We start from the raw sequence: 17,254 nt of genomic DNA on the forward strand, positions 1-17,254 counted from the left end.
CGGGTAGGAAAATTACATCATCACCGATATGTACAAGAACATAATTACATTACTCAATGAGCTGGAATTACAGTTAAAAGCGAATCAACTATGGCAGCAAGAGCCTATTGACCCAGGGTTATTGCATTCACAACAGCCCTTTTGTATCGATACATTGCAATTTGAACAGTGGTTACAATTCGTTTTTATCGTGAAAATGAATGAACTGATAAAGTACAAGCAGTCATTACCGACTAAAATTGCTCTGGCACCCATGGCAGAAGTGACATGGAAAGGAAGTTATGATGACGTCCAAAGGGTTTTGCTTTCAATAGATAAGCTGCTTGGAGAGGACTCATGACACACATCGAAGTGGGCGCTCCTGCACCGGAGGCTCAGTACCCTGAGTTGGAGATTTTGTATCGTGATGAGTATTTTATTGCCATTAACAAGCCTTCAGGGTTATTAGTTCATCGTTCATTTTTGGATAAGCATGAAACCCAATTCGCTGTGCAAATGCTCAGAGATCAAATTGGTCAGCATGTCTTTCCATTACATCGGTTGGACAGACCGACATCGGGTGTGTTGTTATTTGCGCTGAGCAGCGATGCAGCTCGTGATGCTGGGTCTCTCTTTAGTGACAATAAAATCAGCAAACGCTATCTTGCATTAACTCGCGGTTTTGCTCCTGAGCAGCAATTAATCGACAAGCCATTAAAAGAAAAGCACGATAAAATAGCGGATAAGTTTGCCGATAACAATAAACCGCCGCAAGAAGCACAAACTGAGGTTCGCTGCCGATTCCAAGCCAGCTTACCTATCGCCGTTGGAAAGTTTCCGAGCGTTCGTTATTCGTTAGTGGAGTGTTGGCCAAAGACGGGAAGAAAGCATCAAATCAGGCGCCACCTCAATGGTATTAATCACCCCATTCTCAACGATGTTAACCATGGTGATAATACTCAGAACCATTTCTTTGCCGAACATTTCAATTGTAATCGGTTAATGCTGTTTGCATCGGATGTGTACTTTATGCATCCTTATAGCAACGAAACTATTCATATCCATGCTTCTTTGGGTCCGCAGGCGTTAAGTATTTTTGAAGCGCTTGGTTGGCCGAATAAGGAAAGCGATTATTTTGCTAAGGAAGATTAATGCCGACAATAAGTATTTTTTATGGCAGCGTTTATGGCGCAGCAGAACGCCTTGCTGAAACAGTATGCGAGAAGCTAACTGATTTGGGTCACAGTGCAAAGCTTATTGACAACCCTCAAGTTGAAGATGTTGCAACCGCGGAACAAATACTTGTGATCACCTCTACAACAGGCCAAGGCGATCTTCCCGACAACCTCTTGCCGTTCTTTCTCGGTTTACAAAACCAATTCCCTTTGTTAACTGGGAAGTCATGCGCAGTGATAGCGATGGGTGACAGTAGCTACGGCGATACGTTTTGTGGGGCGGGTAAGCAATTTGAAGAGCTGTTAATCGAGCTGCAGGGGCACATTGTCCAACCCCGACTGGACATTGACGCTATGGTTGATTTTGATCCCGAGCCAATAGCACTGCCTTGGATTGAAAAGCTTGCCCAGAAACTTTAAACAAGCATTAAAAAAGCGCTCTCTGGAGCGCTTTTTTGTGTTTGAGCTGGCTGATTATCCGCGCTTTACGTCAACAATCAGTTTTAATTTCTGCCCTGGTTGCAAATACTTTTTGCTGTCCAGTTTGTTCCATTTACGAATATCACTCACTTTTAGACCAAACTGTGATGCAATGCGCGACAAAGAATCCCCTTTTCTTACTTTGTAAGTAATAGTTCTGTTGACATTTTGCACCACATTATTGGTGGCTGCTTGGCGAATTTTAAGCTTCTGACCTAATCGTAACACATTGTTTTCTTTTAGGTTATTCCATGCTTTGAGTTGTGCTACGGTAACGTCATATTCTCTGCTCAAATCCCAAAGTGTATCGCCTGATTTTACAATGTGACTGCGTGTGACGCTGGTTTTGTCATTGATTGCCAAGCGAACTCTATCAGGTAGATGAGAGGCCGCTTTATCAGACAGTGGCACCATTAAGTTTTGGCCCACTCGAATAGTGTTAGACTCAAGCGTGTTTAACCGTTTAATTGCATCAATGCTGGTATTATATTTGTTTGCAATGACAGACAGACTGTCACCCGATTGCACCTGGTATTCTTGCCATCGCAGACGATCTTTTAGTTGTGCACTTGCAAGACGTTGTTCAAAGCGCTCTACACTGTCCAGTGGTAATAACAAATGATGCGGGCCATCTGGCGCACTCGCCCAGCGATTAAACGCTGGGTTGAGACGGTATAACTCAGCCAATGAAATGCCAGCCATCTCAGCTGCCAGTTCCAAGTCTATTTGAGAGCCGGCATCGACACGCTCAATTACTTGCGCATTCACGATTTTGTTCCACTTTACACCAAATTCGTCGTGGCGTTTTAGCAGGTCGGCCAGAGCCAAAAGCTTTGGAACATAGGCCGTGGTTTCTTTGGGTAAGTCCAACGACCAAAAATCTGTCGGTAAGTGTTTCGAGCGGTTTTTCTTGATTGCACGCATTACTCGGCCTTCACCGGAATTGTATGCGGCAATTGCATTTAGCCAATCACCATCGAGGGTTTTATGTAGGTAAGACAAGTAGTCTAACGCTGCTCGTGTTGACTCGCTGATATCTCGACGGCCGTCATACCACCAGTTTTGCTGCAAACCAAAGCGCTTTCCCGTTTGCGGCATAAATTGCCAAATACCACTGGCGCTACGATGTGAATAACCATAAGGGTCAAAGGCACTTTCAACGATAGGCAGAAGGGCTATCTCTATTGGGATTTGCCTTTTTTCTACTTCCTCAACAATGTAGTAAAGATATGGCTCCGCGCGTTGTGAAATACGATCTAAGTAAGCTTGGTGACGCGCATAATAATTGCGCTCAGTCACTACCGGACGATTTTGTGGAATTTTGATTGATAGTTGATAACGAATGCGATCCCAAACATCATCAAATACCGGAATCTCATCTGTTTCAATCAAGACCTGCTCATCAGCTAAAAGGTCTAATGTCAGCGCATCATTTATTTCTTGCGGGCTCGCACTGTTGAGCACTAGCTCATTTGTTTGCTCAGTGGTGTTAGTTGTTGTTTGACAACCACTTAGAAGCACACAAAAAAGCGCAGCTAGGCAACTAAACTTGTTCATGAACCGTTAATCTTTAAAAAAACTGCGCGCATACTAGCAAAAATTTATTAGCTTCTACAATTTTTGCTCAATTTTGTTGCTAAAAATCGTCTTTCCACTTCCTTAAAGCGGCAAATTTTGATTCTGGGTCTTCGCTGCTTGGTCGCTGATGCGCTGGGAAACTTTGGATTGAAATCTCTTCGGGGCGCAAAAAAGGATTAATACGATTTTCGAGTCCGATTGTACTGGGAAGTGTGATTAGGCCTTGGTCTCTCAAGTCATCGACTTTTTTAGAATAAGCTTGAACATCATCGTTATTTTGCTGGCAGGCACTGGCGAAGCGCATATTGGCCTGAGTGTACTCATGTGTGCAGTAAACTAAAGTGCTTTCATCCAATGCACTGAGCTTTTGCAGTGAGTGCCACATTTGAGCCGGTGTGCCTTCAAATAGTCTCCCGCAGCCACCGCTAAACAATGTATCGCCGCAAAAAATAAAACCTTCGCCAATGTAGCAAATATGGTCCAATGTATGTCCTGGTGTTTCTAGGACTGCAAAGTCGTAACCAATGACCTTGATTGAGTCGCCTTCATTGAGTGCTGAATCAATACCTTCAAATGGGCTGTTTTGGGGCCCATAGACCGTGATATCTGGGAATTGTTGTTTTAACTGAGCCACACCCGTCGTGTGGTCCCAATGATGATGCGTAATCAAAATACCATCGAGGGTTTTGTTGTTCTCTTTTAAATACGCTAGGACAGGTTCTGCCTGCCCAGGGTCAACAACCACAACGCGATTGTCATCTTTGCAGCACAGTGCCCATATGTAATTATCTGAATATGCTTTGATAGGCTCTACTTGCGCCATAGTTAATTGCTCTATATCGTAATCATATGACTAGTATAACGGGCTAATTGTGTGAAACCAGCACTGAGCTTACAAAGACATCCACCTCCGCACATGTGGTCACAATTCCCACACGGTGAGTATTTGCAAAGCGATATTGAGCGCAAGTTACAACCATGGTTGGAGCGCATGTTCGGTTATCACATGCTTAAGATAGGTGACTTAAGTGTGCAGCTGGATACGTCGGCAAGTCCCATTAAGCATCAAGTCGGAGTGGCTCCTGATACCCCTTTGGCAGGGGTGATAGCCGAGGTTGATGAGCTGCCGTTTTATGAAGGTAGTGTCGATGCGTGCATATTAAGCTTGTGTCTGGAATATAACAGCGATCCGCATCACATTTTACGAGAAGCACATCGTACTCTCATTGCCGGCGGTTATATCGTCATCACTGGATTTAATCCATTTAGTTTTTGCGGATTAGCTAGCCTCATACCTTTTAGTCGACAGAAATTACCTTGGAGTGGGCGCTTCTTTACACCCTCACGGGTAAAAGATTGGCTTGATTTGCTCGGATTCGAGCTTCTTGCAGACGAACGTTTTGTATATGCCTCTTTGGCGAGAGGGGCACGATTATCGCGGTTTGCTCGTTGGCGTAGCTTTTGTAAACATTACCTTAAGCCCATGGGCAGCGTGTATATGCTGGTGGCACGCAAACGAGTGACACCGCTTACGCCAATTAAACCCAAGTGGCACGCAAGACCCAGTTTCAAACCAGCTATAAAAGGCGTTGAAGTGAGTCGGCGCCAACAAAGGAGGCGTTAGTTATTCAACTAACGCACCTTGAAGATTAAATGGCACAGCGACATCCATTAATCTAGGTTTGCCAAGCGTTGCATCGCGTTGAAGGCGTAACTCAACGAAGTCGGACGGAGCTTGCTGAAGATGCACATTTTCTTCTTTTTGTTCAGCAATTGTGCTGTGGAAATCCAGTGCCCGACCATTCGGTTGATAATCGTGGCACACCCACACTTTCGTGTGCTCAGGAAGTGATAGAAGACGAGTAATGGACTCGTATAGCTCTTGCGCACTGCCGTTAGGGAAATCACAGCGGGCACTGCCTGAGTCAGGCATAAAAAGCGTGTCGCCGATAAATACATTACCTTCACAGTACAAGCTAATGCCGTCAGGTGTATGGCCAGGGGTTGCAATGACTTTGATTTGATACTCGCCTAGTGGCAAATATTCACCATCTTTCACAAGTACATCAAATTGTGAGCCATCGGTTGCGCAATCTAAATTGTAAATGGGTTTTAACGTTGTTTGCACGTTGACGACATGTTCACTGACTACTGATTTGGCCAATGTTTTACTGCGCAGGTAGGTGCAAGCACTTAAATGATCGGCATGGACATGTGTTTCAATAAGCCAGCGTAAATTTAATTGATGCTTTTCTAAGTAAGCGAGCAGAATATTGGCACTGGGGTAGGTAATTGCACTGCTTTGAGTGTCGTAGTCAGCTACGCTGTCGATGATTGCTGCTTCTTTGCTAAGTTCGCAAAATAAGATGTAACTGAGGGTGTTACTGGCATCGTGATAAAAAGGAATGACCTTGAGTGACATAGTTATTCCAAGTTTGTTATATTTTATAGCTAAACGTTATATATCAATAGCGGCGACGAGTAAAGCTACGTTGGCTGTCCATCCGTAGCCTTTTGTATCGCTAACCTTCATAGCCCACATCAGGGAGAAGGTTGTTTGACATAGCTGCTTCACGAGCCAAATCGTCAACGATTTCATTTTCATCATGGCCACTGTGGCCTTTCACCCAACGCCATTGCATCGTGTGTGGTTGACACGCAGTGTCGAGACGTTGCCAAAGGTCGACATTTTTAACCGGTTGTTTGTTAGCCGTGCGCCAATTTCGTTTCTTCCAGTTTGCAATCCAACTTTCAATGCCTTGCTTTACGTACTGGCTGTCGGTGGTAATGGTCACGTTGCAAGGGCGTTTGAGAGACTCAAGGGCAACTATTGCAGCAAGCAACTCCATACGATTATTGGTAGTTCTTTGGTATCCCTGACTCAATGTCTTTTGATGCTCACCATAGCGTAAGAGTATGCCATAGCCACCTGGCCCCGGATTACCTAAACATGAGCCATCGGTATAAATTTCTACGCTTTTTTGCACGCTTTACCTTGTTATTATGTACAATGAACCAAGCAGCAAAGATAGCAAATATGAGCGTAAACTGATATGGCGCAACGACAAATAGTACTGGATACAGAAACCACAGGTATTAACCCCAAAGAAGGGCACCGCATCATCGAAATTGGTTGTGTGGAGTTGGTAAATCGTCGTTTAACGGGCAATAACTTTCATGTTTACATCAATCCGCAGCGTGATATCGAAGACGAAGCCATTGACGTTCACGGTATTACCACTGAATTTCTAAAAGATAAGCCTCTGTACCATCAAGTAGCAGATGAATTTCTAGAGTACATTCGTGGCGCAGAGCTTATTATCCATAACGCACCGTTTGACGTGGGCTTTATGGATCACGAATTTGCCAAGCTCAATCGGGGTATGCCAAAGACTGAGGATGTTTGTCAGGTCCTTGACACACTCGCGATGGCCCGAAATATGCACCCCGGTCAAAAGAATAGCCTAGATGCATTGTGCCGCCGATACGATATAGATAATTCCAAGCGTACACTGCACGGCGCACTGCTGGATTCCGAGATCCTAGCAGATGTTTATTTGGCAATGACCGGAGGTCAGAAAAAGCTGAATTTAGCGCAAAACTCGGATCAGCAAGACAATGCTAATAAAGGTGGCATTATTCGTTTGTCGAATAACAGACCCCCATTAAATGTTATCAGTGCCAGTAATGAAGAACTGGCTGCTCATGAACAGCGCCTCGACTTGGTAGAAAAAGAGGGCGGGAGCTGCTTGTGGCGCGGCGAACAATAAAAACGAACTAATGAGAGCGGAATAGAACGTATGAGAAGCATCATCGGAATCTTTGCAGTTATCTTCTTATTTGTCTCGCCAGCGATGGCCAGCGAACAAGAAAAATTGACGATATTGGAAGATAACAACGAAATTCCATTGCTTGATAACCGCTTTCGTATTGACCACGATATCGACAAAATCACCTTGTTATTTTTCCGCAGACAAGGTTCCCCCGCGGTCGTGCTAGTGCGCCCCGATGGCAGTAAGGTGTACGCCACTCAAGCGCTTAAAGACGATAAGTTACAATGGCACGATGAACTTAGTTACGACCTGATTGTAATGGAAACGCCGATGCCCGGGCCTTGGCAAGTGGTAGGGCAAATATTGCCCGAAAGTAAAATTATGGTGATTGGGGATATCAGTCTCGAGGTCGACACATTACCAGCGATGTTATTTCGCGGTGAAATTATCAAACTAACAGGGCGTGTGCTGAATGACGGCCAAGAAGTGAAAATAGGGCATTTTCGCGAAGTAATTAACATGCAAGTCGACTTTGTGAGCACTAATAACAACGATTACACGAACTTCGGTGCAGGTACAGAGCACGTGGCTGATTTCAAAGATGATGGTCGAGGTTTCGATGAGCGCCCCGGAGATGCCATATTTACGGGCGAATTTCGTTTGGACTTTGCTTCAGGTGAATGGCGACCAGAGATTTCTCTCACGACGCCACTTATTCAACGCAAAGTTGTACAAGAGCCTGTTGTCGTAAAGGACCCTCCCTTGACATTTGAGGTGATTGAGGGGGCAAAAGATGAAAGCCATGAATTAGTAATCTCATTTGATCCAAGCTTAATTGACCCGAGTAGTGCACTCCTTCAAGGTCGTATCTTTTACCCTAATAATGATGAACAAGCGTTTTCTTTGCCTGCACAAGAGGGCGTACAACGTATATTAAAAGTTAGTAATTATGATTGGGGCCATTATTCTGTGGAAATGGACGTATTTGGGACCAATGCTAATGGCCGTGAGTTTATGGCGAGCATGCCCACATACGATTTTTCCATCGCTCGTCCGATAGAAAAAGTCGTTGAGTTGCCCGCAGGCCCTTCACCTGAAGAGCTGGTGCAAATGCAGGAGGAAGCCGAAAAGGCAAATGCGATGAGTGCGGGGCTATTTTACACATTGGTGGCAATCGGAAACGTGTTAATTTTGCTCATCGGCTGGGGACTGATCCGAGTTTTGGTTTTGAAGAAACCATTGCTTGGGAAGTTTAATTTACTGTTTTGGCGGAAAAAACAACAATCGGAAAATGACGCATCTGAAGTAAACTTGGATGGAAACGGGTCAAAAAATGGCAAATCAGGTGAAATTTTAAACCTTTCGATGTCAGATGACTAAAAAAGGCCTAAAATTTCAAAAAAACTGTTGACTCACCAAGGGGTGATTCGTATCATTCACGCCGCTGTCAGGGCACAGGCCTTGATAGTTTGGATAACGCGGAGTGGTAGTTCAGTTGGTTAGAATACCGGCCTGTCACGCCGGGGGTCGCGGGTTCGAGTCCCGTCCACTCCGCCAATTATCCCAGTTTGCTTACTCTGTGGAGTGGTAGTTCAGTTGGTTAGAATACCGGCCTGTCACGCCGGGGGTCGCGGGTTCGAGTCCCGTCCACTCCGCCAGTCAAGCAAACACAATATTCCGTCGCGGAGTGGTAGTTCAGTTGGTTAGAATACCGGCCTGTCACGCCGGGGGTCGCGGGTTCGAGTCCCGTCCACTCCGCCATTCGGAATAATTAGAGAATATAAATACTGCGGAGTGGTAGTTCAGTTGGTTAGAATACCGGCCTGTCACGCCGGGGGTCGCGGGTTCGAGTCCCGTCCACTCCGCCATTTTTATCTTCTTTAGTACATGTAATTCAGCGCTTTTGCGGAGTGGTAGTTCAGTTGGTTAGAATACCGGCCTGTCACGCCGGGGGTCGCGGGTTCGAGTCCCGTCCACTCCGCCAATTAGCCTGAAATCGTGTACACACATCATTACTGCGGAGTGGTAGTTCAGTTGGTTAGAATACCGGCCTGTCACGCCGGGGGTCGCGGGTTCGAGTCCCGTCCACTCCGCCATTTAATGATGTACAATGCATACCACTGCGGAGTGGTAGTTCAGTTGGTTAGAATACCGGCCTGTCACGCCGGGGGTCGCGGGTTCGAGTCCCGTCCACTCCGCCATTTCAAAGCCTTTCAGGCACACTTTATCCTCAAATGATTTACTCAAAGCCTTCATCAGAAGACCTTGTCGCATCTCTTTCTCAGTAATTGTCTGGGCGGGAAAGTAGGCAGCTGGCGCGTTACACCAGCCACCTAAGACGTTTACTCTGTGCCTTTGAGGTACTTATCTAGGAATGATACATAGGCATCAGATGCCGTAATGCGATTAGCGCGTTTCGAAAAGCCATGACCTTCGTCGTCAAATAATACATATTCGACAGGTACACCATTGGCTTTCACCGCCGCTACGAGTTCGTCACTTTCAACTTGTAACACGCGAGGATCATTTGCTCCTTGCACAACGAGCAATGGCTTAGTGATGTTTTTTGCATGGAACAGTGGTGATATACGACGGTGACGTTCTTCATCTGTTGCCGGGTCGCCCATTTCATCATATAGCGATTTTTTAAAGCTTTCCCACCACGGCGGAATCGACGTCAGAGTACGCACCCAGTTTGTAACACCAAAGATATTAATACCTACTTCAAACTCTTCAGGTTCAAACGCAAGCGCTGCTGCGGTCATATAACCGCCGTAGCTGCCCCCCATGATGCCAATTTTGTCTGCATCGACCCAATCAAGCGTTTGCAGATGTTTTTTGCCATAGACGATATCTTGCAAGTCATCTTCACCGTGTTTCTTATCATCTAGGTGGAAGAAGGTTTTACCGTAGCCAGAGCTCCCACGGTTATTAACAGCAAAAATAGCGTAGCCGTGATTCACTAGATGTTGTTGCATAGCACTGTAACCGGTGCGGCTTTGCCCACCTGGGCCACCGTGCACCCAAATAAGGGCAGGGACCTTGTTGGCTGCAGATGCTTGTTTTGGTTTGTACAAAACACCCGGGATGGTTAAACCGTCGAAACTCTTGAAGCGAACGATTTGGCTTTCAACTAAGTCGTTTTCATCGATTTCTTTGCTCAAGCTATTGGTCAGGCGTTTTGCCTTGTCAGAACCAATTTCCCAAACGTAGAGGTTGCGAGGGCTCGTGTCTGAGCTCAGATAAAAGGACATATTCTTTTCATCTTTACTAAATTCAACGCCACTTAATGTTCCGTTAGGCACATTACTTGGTAGTGATATTTGCTCGTTCGTTGTCGTATCGACAATGGACACTTTAGTGCTCGCGTCAGCATTGATGCCACTGACTTGATAGCGACCTGATTCTGAGAAGCGCAAGAAACTAATATCCCAGTCATCGGCTAATGCCAGTGAGTGTTCCCCACTTTCAAGGTCGTAGCGCCATAGTTGGCGGAATTCGCCTTTGGCATCTGTGGCATAGTAGAGCGATTTACCATCCACACTGAAATTCCAGGCATTGTACTGCGCGGGTTCTTCATGACGGCTCAAAATAGTCGGTTTGGCAATGCGCTTTAAGGTATCAAGTAAATAAAAGTCGCTGTCACGGTTACTGTGTGTTTTATTCAGTGCGACGAAGCGTCCATCAGGGCTGATTGCACCAACATTGAAGCCGAGTTCATTTTTGTAGACCAACTTTTTGGTAAACGTTTTGCTGTCATATTTGTACAAATCCATAAACTTAGGATCGCGCTCGTTGGTCAGCACGAAAAGGGTATTGCCATCTTTACTGAAGCCAGCAAAGCTTGCACGCGTTTTTTCTCCTGGCGTCAGATCCGTAATTGTCCCATCAGAATCACGAACAAATAGGTGATACAGCTCGTTACCACCATTATCGCGAGTGAATAAGATTCTATCGTCATTAGGGAAGTAGCCGACACTGTATGTGCTGTCTTGTGATTGCGTTAACTGTGCGCGCTCACCTGTTTTCGGGTTTACTTCGAAAAGATTATAAATACCCGTCTCATCACTGCTGATAAGGAGTTTGGAACCGTTTTTGTTGAAACTGCTGCCAGTTAAACTCACTGTGTCAAAGAAGGTCTCAGCACTGTAGGTTTGTAGGGTGTTTTGTACTTGAGCTACAGAGGTACTTTGCGAATCGCCACTTGATTGACAAGCGCTGAGTGACAGAGCAACTGCGATTGCAAGAGCGCTCGCAGTGAGTGACTTGTGCATAATTCTCATCCTTAAAGTTGTTATTATTTCGAATACAGTGTTTGCCGGAAGTTGTTTTAATGCAAGTATTTAGATTGTTATTGCAGTTCCTAAATTGTTAGCAAATTTATACAGGCAATAAAAAAGCCGGCATAGGCGCCGGCTTTGGTATATCTCAAAGTAACGATTAATTAAGCTGCGTTGGCTTTTTTGCTGGGACGTTTACGCGCCGCTTTGCCTGCCAACAAATCTGCCGGGTCGAAGTCATCTACATTGATTACGTCAAGACGCTGCTGCTCTACATCACGTAAGCGTTGCGCTTCATCTTCTGTTAGGACGCCGGCTTCTAAACCCTGGTCGGCAATTTTATCAAGCTGCATGAATGCCAGCTTCTTGCCCGTCGCGCGACACACTTTGTCAAACAAAGGCTCCACAGCCAAGATATCGCGCAAGGCTTTTTCTTGGTTGCCCAGAAGGCTATAAGGACCTTCAGTGAGATAGATGTTTTGCGATAAACGCTCACGTGTCTCGTTTGGTGTTTGCAATAACTGAGCAATAACATGTTCTTGTTTGTCAGTTGGTTTGCGCACAGGACGGCCCCACGGGAATAGGACAATCTTCAATAGCCCACGTAGGAACACTGATGGCATGTTGTTGATTAAGTCTGCTAGAGCACGCTGACAGCGATACAGGTATTCCTGGCACGCCCAACGAACCAATGGCAAGTCTTCTTTTTTACGACCGTCATCGTTATAGCGTTTTAACGTTGCGGAGACTAAGTATAAGTAGCTTAGCATGTCACCTAATCGTGCAGAGATGCGTTCTTTACGCTTAAGTGAACCACCGAAGACTGCCATACAAATATCCGACATCAGCGCGAGTGACGCACTGAAACGCGCAGCGTCTCGATAAAACTCTGCGGTCTCATCTTTGAATGGAACCGATGTAAAGCGTGCACCGGTTAGCGCTAACCATTTAGTTCGGACAAGATTCGAAATGGTGTAGCCAATGTGACCCATAAGCGCATTATCGAACACATCCAAGGCTTCAGCCTTATCTTCAATCGTACAGGCATTGAGTTCGGTCAGCACAAACGGGTGACAACGAATGGCACCTTGACCGTAGATGATCATGTTACGAGTAAGGATGTTTGCACCTTCTACCGTGATTGCGATAGGGGCGCCTTGATAGCCGCGACCCAAATAGTTGTTCGGGCCTAAGCAAATACCTTTACCACCATGAACATCCATCGCATGCATGGTTGATTCGCGCATTTGTTCGGTCAGGTGATACTTCAAAATGGCAGATACCACAGATGGCTTCTCACCCATATCTACCGCACCGGTAGACATTGAAACTGCAGCGTCACTGGCGTACGCGTAACCACCGAGTTTAGCCATCGCTTCTTCAACGCCTTCCATCTTACCAATAGGAAGACGGAATTGGCGACGAATTCGGCTGTATGAACCAGTTGCCAGCGCCAATGATTTGATGCCGCCCGTAGAGTTTGACGGTAGGGTGATAGCACGACCTACAGACAAACATTCAACAAGCATGCGCCAGCCTTGTCCGGCCATTTTCGGACCACCAATGATGTAATCAAGCGGTACGAAAACATCTTTACCTTTTGTAGGACCATTTTGGAAAGGCACATTTAATGGGAAGTGGCGACGGCCAATTTCCACGCCTTCCATGTCGGTTGGGATCAGCGCACAGGTAATGCCTAATTCTTTCTCATCACCCAGTAATCCATCCGGGTCTTGTAGCTTAAACGCAAGTCCAAGTACCGTAGCAACAGGTGCCAGCGTAATGTAACGCTTGTTCCATGTTAAGCGGATACCGGTGATTTCTTCGCCGTTGAATGTGCCTTTACACACCACACCATAATCTGGAATCGCACTGGCGTCAGAGCCCGCTTCTGGTGAAGTGAGGGCAAAGCATGGAATTTCTTCACCACGCGCTAAGCGAGGAAGGTAATGGTCTTTTTGCTCTTTGGTGCCATAGTGTTGCAATAACTCACCCGGCCCTAATGAGTTAGGTACACCGACGATAGATGAAAGCAAGGTCGATTTACTTGTCAGTTTTTGCAGCACACAAGATTGTGCATAGGCCGAAAACTCTAAACCACCGAATTCTTTTTTGATGATCATGGCAAAGAATTTATTGTCTTTTAGGTATTGCCATACATCTTGTGGTAAATCGGTAAGCTCGTGAGTGGCTTCCCAGTCGTTAAGCATGGCGCAGACTTCTTCAACGGGACCGTCAAGAAACGCTTGCTCTTCAGCACTGAGTTTAGGTGCCGGAAACTGGTGAAGCTTTTTCCAGTTAGGGTTACCGCAGAATAAATCGGCTTCCCACCATGTAGTGCCCGCATCTATGGCTGACTTTTCTGTGTCAGACATGGTCGGGGTCACTTTTTTGAATGCTTTAAACAGCGGTTGGGTGATATATTGTTGGCGCAGTGTCGAAACAGACAAAGGCACAGCAATAATTAAAAACAACACCCAGCTTATAAAGCCAAATGCGCCAGCAAAGGTGCCAATCACCATGGTTGCTACCGCAAGACCTAAACAGGTATTGTAACTAGCTCGGTTGTAACTGGCGTACGACAGTACAACGATGAGCGCGAGTAAAAACAGAAGTGTCATAATCTTATTCCTTGTTAGAGGTCTGACCACTAGTGTGTAGATTAGCGTTACTCTTTTGGGGTTGCAAGCCCTTAACCTTAATTATAGGGTGCGAAATAAAGGTCTGTTTACCTTTGGAATTTATTTTTTAATGTGGTTTAGGAGTCTCTGTGTGTGAACTGCTTGGCATGTCGGCCAATGTCCCCACTGATATTTGTTTTAGTTTTACTGGATTGTTAGAGCGTGGAGGCAATACAGGCCCTCATCGCGATGGTTGGGGAATTACCTTTTACGAAGGTAAAGGTTGCCGCTCATTTAAAGACCCTTTGCCCAGTTGTGAGTCGGAAATAGCCAAACTGGTTAAAGCGTATCCAATAAAGAGTAAGTCGGTTATTAGTCATATTCGTCAGGCTAATCGCGGTAAAACGTGTTTGGAAAACACCCATCCATTCACAAGAGAGTTATGGGGCCGTGAGATCACCTACGCTCACAATGGTCAGTTATCGAACTACAAAGATATAAAGCCCAATTACTATCAGCCCGTTGGTAGCACAGATAGTGAACTGGCATTTTGTTGGTTGTTAGATAAAATCCGTGAAAAATACCCAAGTAAGCCGAATAATATGGCCGTCGTTTTTCGCTACGCGGCAAAGTTAGCACATCAGTTGCGAGAAAAGGGCGTGTTTAACATGCTACTAACAGACGGTGTGTACGTGCTTGCATATTGCACCAACAATTTACACTGGATAACTCGCCGTGCGCCTTTTGGAAAAGCAACGCTGATTGATGCTGACATGGTGATTAACTTCCAAGAAGAAACGACACCCAACGATATAGTCACGGTAATAGCAACTCGTCCACTTACTAACGACGAACGATGGAATAAAATGCAGCCAGGTGAATTCGCCCTATTTAAACTTGGTGAAAAATTGTAAAAATACCTTAGAATGCATTCCCACTAGAGAAAATTGTTAAACCACAACGAGTTTCACTGTGCTTAGCGCTTAATGCTCTATACTTTATAACAACAATAATACAGGGGTGGGCTCATCGACATGAGTCAAAGATTGCCATTAAACGTTGCAGTTTTCGTTGCGCTGGGTGCTTATTCGGTGCAAGGTTTTGCAAAAACGCAAAAAGATGACTTAGAAATCATTGAGGTGTATGCGCAAAAAAGGCCGCAAGCGGCCCACGACGTAGGCATTGCAGTGAGCGTCGTATCCAATGAGCAAATTGAAAATAGCAATATTAAAGACACGACCGATCTGGCGCGCTTTTCTGCAAACGTAAAAATGTCTAAAAACGCCGCTGAGGGAACACCTCCGGCCATTAACATTCGTGGCGTTGGTTTATTAGACTATAACACTGCTAATACATCTCCTGTCGCAGTGTATATCGATGGTGTAGCAAGTGGGTCAGCTAATCATCAAGTAGCTAACCTCTATGATATTGAACAAGTTGAGATATTAAAAGGTCCACAAGGGACCTTGTTCGGGCGCAATAGTACCGGCGGCGCAATATTAATTCGCAGTAAAAGACCCCAATTCGAAGACTCTGGTTCTTTGAGTGCGACGCTGGGGTCAGACCAATGGCGTGGCCTAGAGTTTATTGGTAACAAGCAACTTACTGATTCCCAAGCACTGCGTATCGCAGTGAAACATCAAAAATATGATTACACCACATACAATCTGAACGATGACTACCCTGAGGCTGGCCTTGAGCAAAACGATTTTCGTGTCAGTTACCTCGGTGAATGGGACACCTTACAGTGGTATGTGAAGGGTCAGTACTCGCATTGGAACGGTTTGAGCCAACCTGTCGGGAATATTGGCGTCATCGATCCCAGCACCGGTGGTATGTGTACACCAGCCCAAGTTAATGCGGGTGATTGCACGGATGCGTTTGGCTTCAAAGCTCAATCAGATGATTTTTGGGCTGTGGAAGTCAATAACAATAATGAACACAACACTGAAAGTTACAATTTCAATAGTACGCTGGCATGGGACCTGAACGAGTCGAATACGCTTATTTGGGTGTTAGGAGGCGCAGACCTCAAACGCGATCACGGCTTTAATTGTGACGGCTCACCATCCCAGCTATGTGAAGGTAATCTAGGGCTAGATACTCAGTCTTGGAGTAATGAGATTCGTTGGCAACATGAAACTGAGCAAATGTTCACGACTGTTGGTGTGTATCAATTCTCAGAGCGTATTGAGCAACTGAATTATAATGATTTATTGCGCGACCTTCGCGGCATTTTGCCAGCGACAGTTACGGCACAATTTTTTTATGACAATGAAATAGATACGGATGCACTAGCAATATTCGCCCATAGCCAGTGGCAGTTAAGTGAAAGTTGGGCTGTGTTGGGGGGTCTTCGCTATGGTGATGAAGAATTTGATTACAAAACTCGCTCTACATTGAACGTCCCCATCCCACAAGCCCCTTCAGAGGGAATCAATGTTCCTTATTATGATTTAACAGGCGGTGAGTCAGATACTTCGTTATCCGCTAGCTTTGGTATCAATTATACGCCCTCAGATGACACTTTAATTTATTATCGATACGCTGATGGCAACAAGAGCGGTGGTTATAACGGTGGGTTCTTGACCAGCGAAGAACAAGCTCGAAACGCGAGTTATGGGCCTGAGCAATTAAAAGCGCATGAAATTGGCGCAAAAGTAATTGTGCCAAAGTTGAAATTAAACCTCGAAGCCGCGGTATTCCATTATCAGTATGACGATCAGCAAGTCTTTATGAACCAACCTGCTGAAGATCCCCAACAACCGCCATTGCAATTGCTGGAAAATGTGGCGAGTTCAGAGATCTCAGGTGTGGAATTCTCCTTGGACTTACGCCCTTCTGAGGCATGGCAAGCTCAGCTTGGTATTGGTTATATACCAAACGCTGAATTTGATGAATACACCGATCCTTTGGGCAACACATTAACCGACAATCGACTCCCATTTACGTCGAAATGGAACGTCAGCGGTTCATTGAGTTATTTAGTTAGCATGGAGCAATCACAGCTTCAGGCGGGTATCGCGTTCGATTACCAATCTGATTATTATTTCGACCAAAATCAAAATCCTATCGCGAAACAAAGTGACTATACTTTGTGGGATACGTATGTTGTGTACGGTAGCGGCCCATGGCAGACAAGAGCGTGGGCAAACAATGTGTTTGATACTCAATACAGCAATTTGAAATTCGATTTGACTCAATTTCTAGGGATGCTCGAAGATTTTAAAGGAGAGGGTCGACGTTTTGGTGTTGATGTAACTTATTCTTTTTAAACGACTGAGCGGTTTGCATTACAGTGATTTGGAATACCATAAAAACAAAAATACTGAGTCATCTGTTCCTTGTCTTCCTGTGCCTGAACAGTG

General features: G+C 45.4%; 14 protein-coding genes and 7 tRNA genes. 15 read left to right on the top strand and 6 right to left on the bottom strand.

The window, feature by feature from the left end:
- Positions 1–28 precede the first annotated feature (28 nt).
- The 3 genes from ACH19P_RS07565 to ACH19P_RS07575 are packed head-to-tail and all read left to right on the top strand — an operon-like array spanning position 29 to position 1,574.
- The gene (locus ACH19P_RS07565; protein WP_462157957.1) at positions 29–340 is read left to right on the top strand and encodes a YqcC family protein; all 312 of its coding nucleotides are present in this window, start codon (positions 29–31) and stop codon (positions 338–340) included.
- Positions 337–1,131: a tRNA pseudouridine(65) synthase TruC gene (gene truC, locus ACH19P_RS07570; RefSeq protein ID WP_462157959.1), complete on the top strand. Its 795-nt coding sequence runs from the start codon at positions 337–339 to the stop codon at positions 1,129–1,131. Before ACH19P_RS07565 ends, truC begins: the two co-directional genes overlap by 4 nt.
- Positions 1,131–1,574, top strand: coding sequence for a flavodoxin (locus ACH19P_RS07575; protein WP_462157961.1), 444 nt, complete (start codon positions 1,131–1,133; stop codon positions 1,572–1,574). Before truC ends, ACH19P_RS07575 begins: the two co-directional genes overlap by 1 nt.
- 54 nt (positions 1,575–1,628) lie before the next feature.
- Here ACH19P_RS07575 and ACH19P_RS07580 read toward each other — a convergent pair whose 3' ends face one another.
- A complete protein-coding gene (locus ACH19P_RS07580) occupies positions 1,629–3,191 on the bottom strand; it encodes a lytic transglycosylase (RefSeq protein ID WP_462157963.1) in 1,563 nt (520 codons plus the stop codon).
- Positions 3,192–3,270: 79 nt separating this feature from the next.
- Positions 3,271–4,035, bottom strand: a complete 765-nt coding sequence (gloB, locus tag ACH19P_RS07585; RefSeq protein WP_462157965.1) for a hydroxyacylglutathione hydrolase — start codon at positions 4,033–4,035, stop codon at positions 3,271–3,273.
- Positions 4,036–4,086: 51 nt separating this feature from the next.
- On the opposite strand from gloB, the gene ACH19P_RS07590 reads away from it, so the two are divergent.
- Positions 4,087–4,836, top strand: coding sequence for a class I SAM-dependent methyltransferase (locus ACH19P_RS07590; RefSeq protein ID WP_462157967.1), 750 nt, complete (start codon positions 4,087–4,089; stop codon positions 4,834–4,836).
- Here ACH19P_RS07590 and ACH19P_RS07595 read toward each other — a convergent pair whose 3' ends face one another.
- Entirely contained in the window at positions 4,837–5,634 is a 798-nt protein-coding gene (locus ACH19P_RS07595; RefSeq protein ID WP_462157969.1) for an MBL fold metallo-hydrolase, read from the bottom strand.
- A 100-nt stretch (positions 5,635–5,734) separates the two neighbouring features.
- Positions 5,735–6,199, bottom strand: coding sequence for a ribonuclease HI (rnhA, locus tag ACH19P_RS07600; RefSeq protein ID WP_462157971.1), 465 nt, complete (start codon positions 6,197–6,199; stop codon positions 5,735–5,737).
- A 66-nt stretch (positions 6,200–6,265) separates the two neighbouring features.
- Between rnhA and dnaQ the strand changes: the two genes are divergently transcribed.
- The 9 genes from dnaQ (at position 6,266) to ACH19P_RS07645 (ending at position 9,186) form a co-directional block, all read left to right on the top strand.
- Entirely contained in the window at positions 6,266–6,982 is a 717-nt protein-coding gene (gene dnaQ / locus ACH19P_RS07605) for a DNA polymerase III subunit epsilon (protein ID WP_462157973.1), read from the top strand.
- Positions 6,983–7,012: 30 nt separating this feature from the next.
- Positions 7,013–8,365, top strand: a complete 1,353-nt coding sequence (locus ACH19P_RS07610; RefSeq protein ID WP_462157975.1) for a TIGR03503 family protein — start codon at positions 7,013–7,015, stop codon at positions 8,363–8,365.
- A gap of 100 nt (positions 8,366–8,465) precedes the next feature.
- A tRNA-Asp gene (locus ACH19P_RS07615) sits at positions 8,466–8,542 on the top strand.
- Between the two features lie 24 nt (positions 8,543–8,566).
- Positions 8,567–8,643 (top strand) — tRNA-Asp (locus tag ACH19P_RS07620).
- A gap of 26 nt (positions 8,644–8,669) precedes the next feature.
- A tRNA-Asp gene (locus tag ACH19P_RS07625) sits at positions 8,670–8,746 on the top strand.
- 30 nt (positions 8,747–8,776) lie between these two features.
- A tRNA-Asp gene (locus ACH19P_RS07630) sits at positions 8,777–8,853 on the top strand.
- Between the two features lie 39 nt (positions 8,854–8,892).
- Positions 8,893–8,969: transfer RNA gene (locus ACH19P_RS07635), tRNA-Asp, on the top strand.
- Between the two features lie 35 nt (positions 8,970–9,004).
- Positions 9,005–9,081 (top strand) — tRNA-Asp (locus ACH19P_RS07640).
- Positions 9,082–9,109: 28 nt separating this feature from the next.
- Positions 9,110–9,186: transfer RNA gene (locus tag ACH19P_RS07645), tRNA-Asp, on the top strand.
- Between the two features lie 141 nt (positions 9,187–9,327).
- Here ACH19P_RS07645 and ACH19P_RS07650 read toward each other — a convergent pair.
- Positions 9,328–11,259 carry a S9 family peptidase gene (locus tag ACH19P_RS07650; protein WP_462157977.1) on the bottom strand — a complete coding sequence of 644 codons (1,932 nt, stop codon included), beginning with the start codon at positions 11,257–11,259 and terminating at the stop codon, positions 9,328–9,330.
- 170 nt (positions 11,260–11,429) lie between these two features.
- Positions 11,430–13,886: an acyl-CoA dehydrogenase FadE gene (gene fadE, locus ACH19P_RS07655; protein ID WP_462157979.1), complete on the bottom strand. Its 2,457-nt coding sequence runs from the start codon at positions 13,884–13,886 to the stop codon at positions 11,430–11,432.
- Positions 13,887–14,035: 149 nt separating this feature from the next.
- On the opposite strand from fadE, the gene ACH19P_RS07660 reads away from it, so the two are divergent.
- Positions 14,036–14,800: a class II glutamine amidotransferase gene (locus tag ACH19P_RS07660; RefSeq protein WP_462157981.1), complete on the top strand. Its 765-nt coding sequence runs from the start codon at positions 14,036–14,038 to the stop codon at positions 14,798–14,800.
- 120 nt (positions 14,801–14,920) lie between these two features.
- Positions 14,921–17,161, top strand: coding sequence for a TonB-dependent receptor (locus ACH19P_RS07665; RefSeq protein ID WP_462157983.1), 2,241 nt, complete (start codon positions 14,921–14,923; stop codon positions 17,159–17,161).
- Positions 17,162–17,254 lie beyond the last annotated feature (93 nt).

It is taken from the genome of Pseudoalteromonas sp. GB56 (assembly GCF_054923835.1).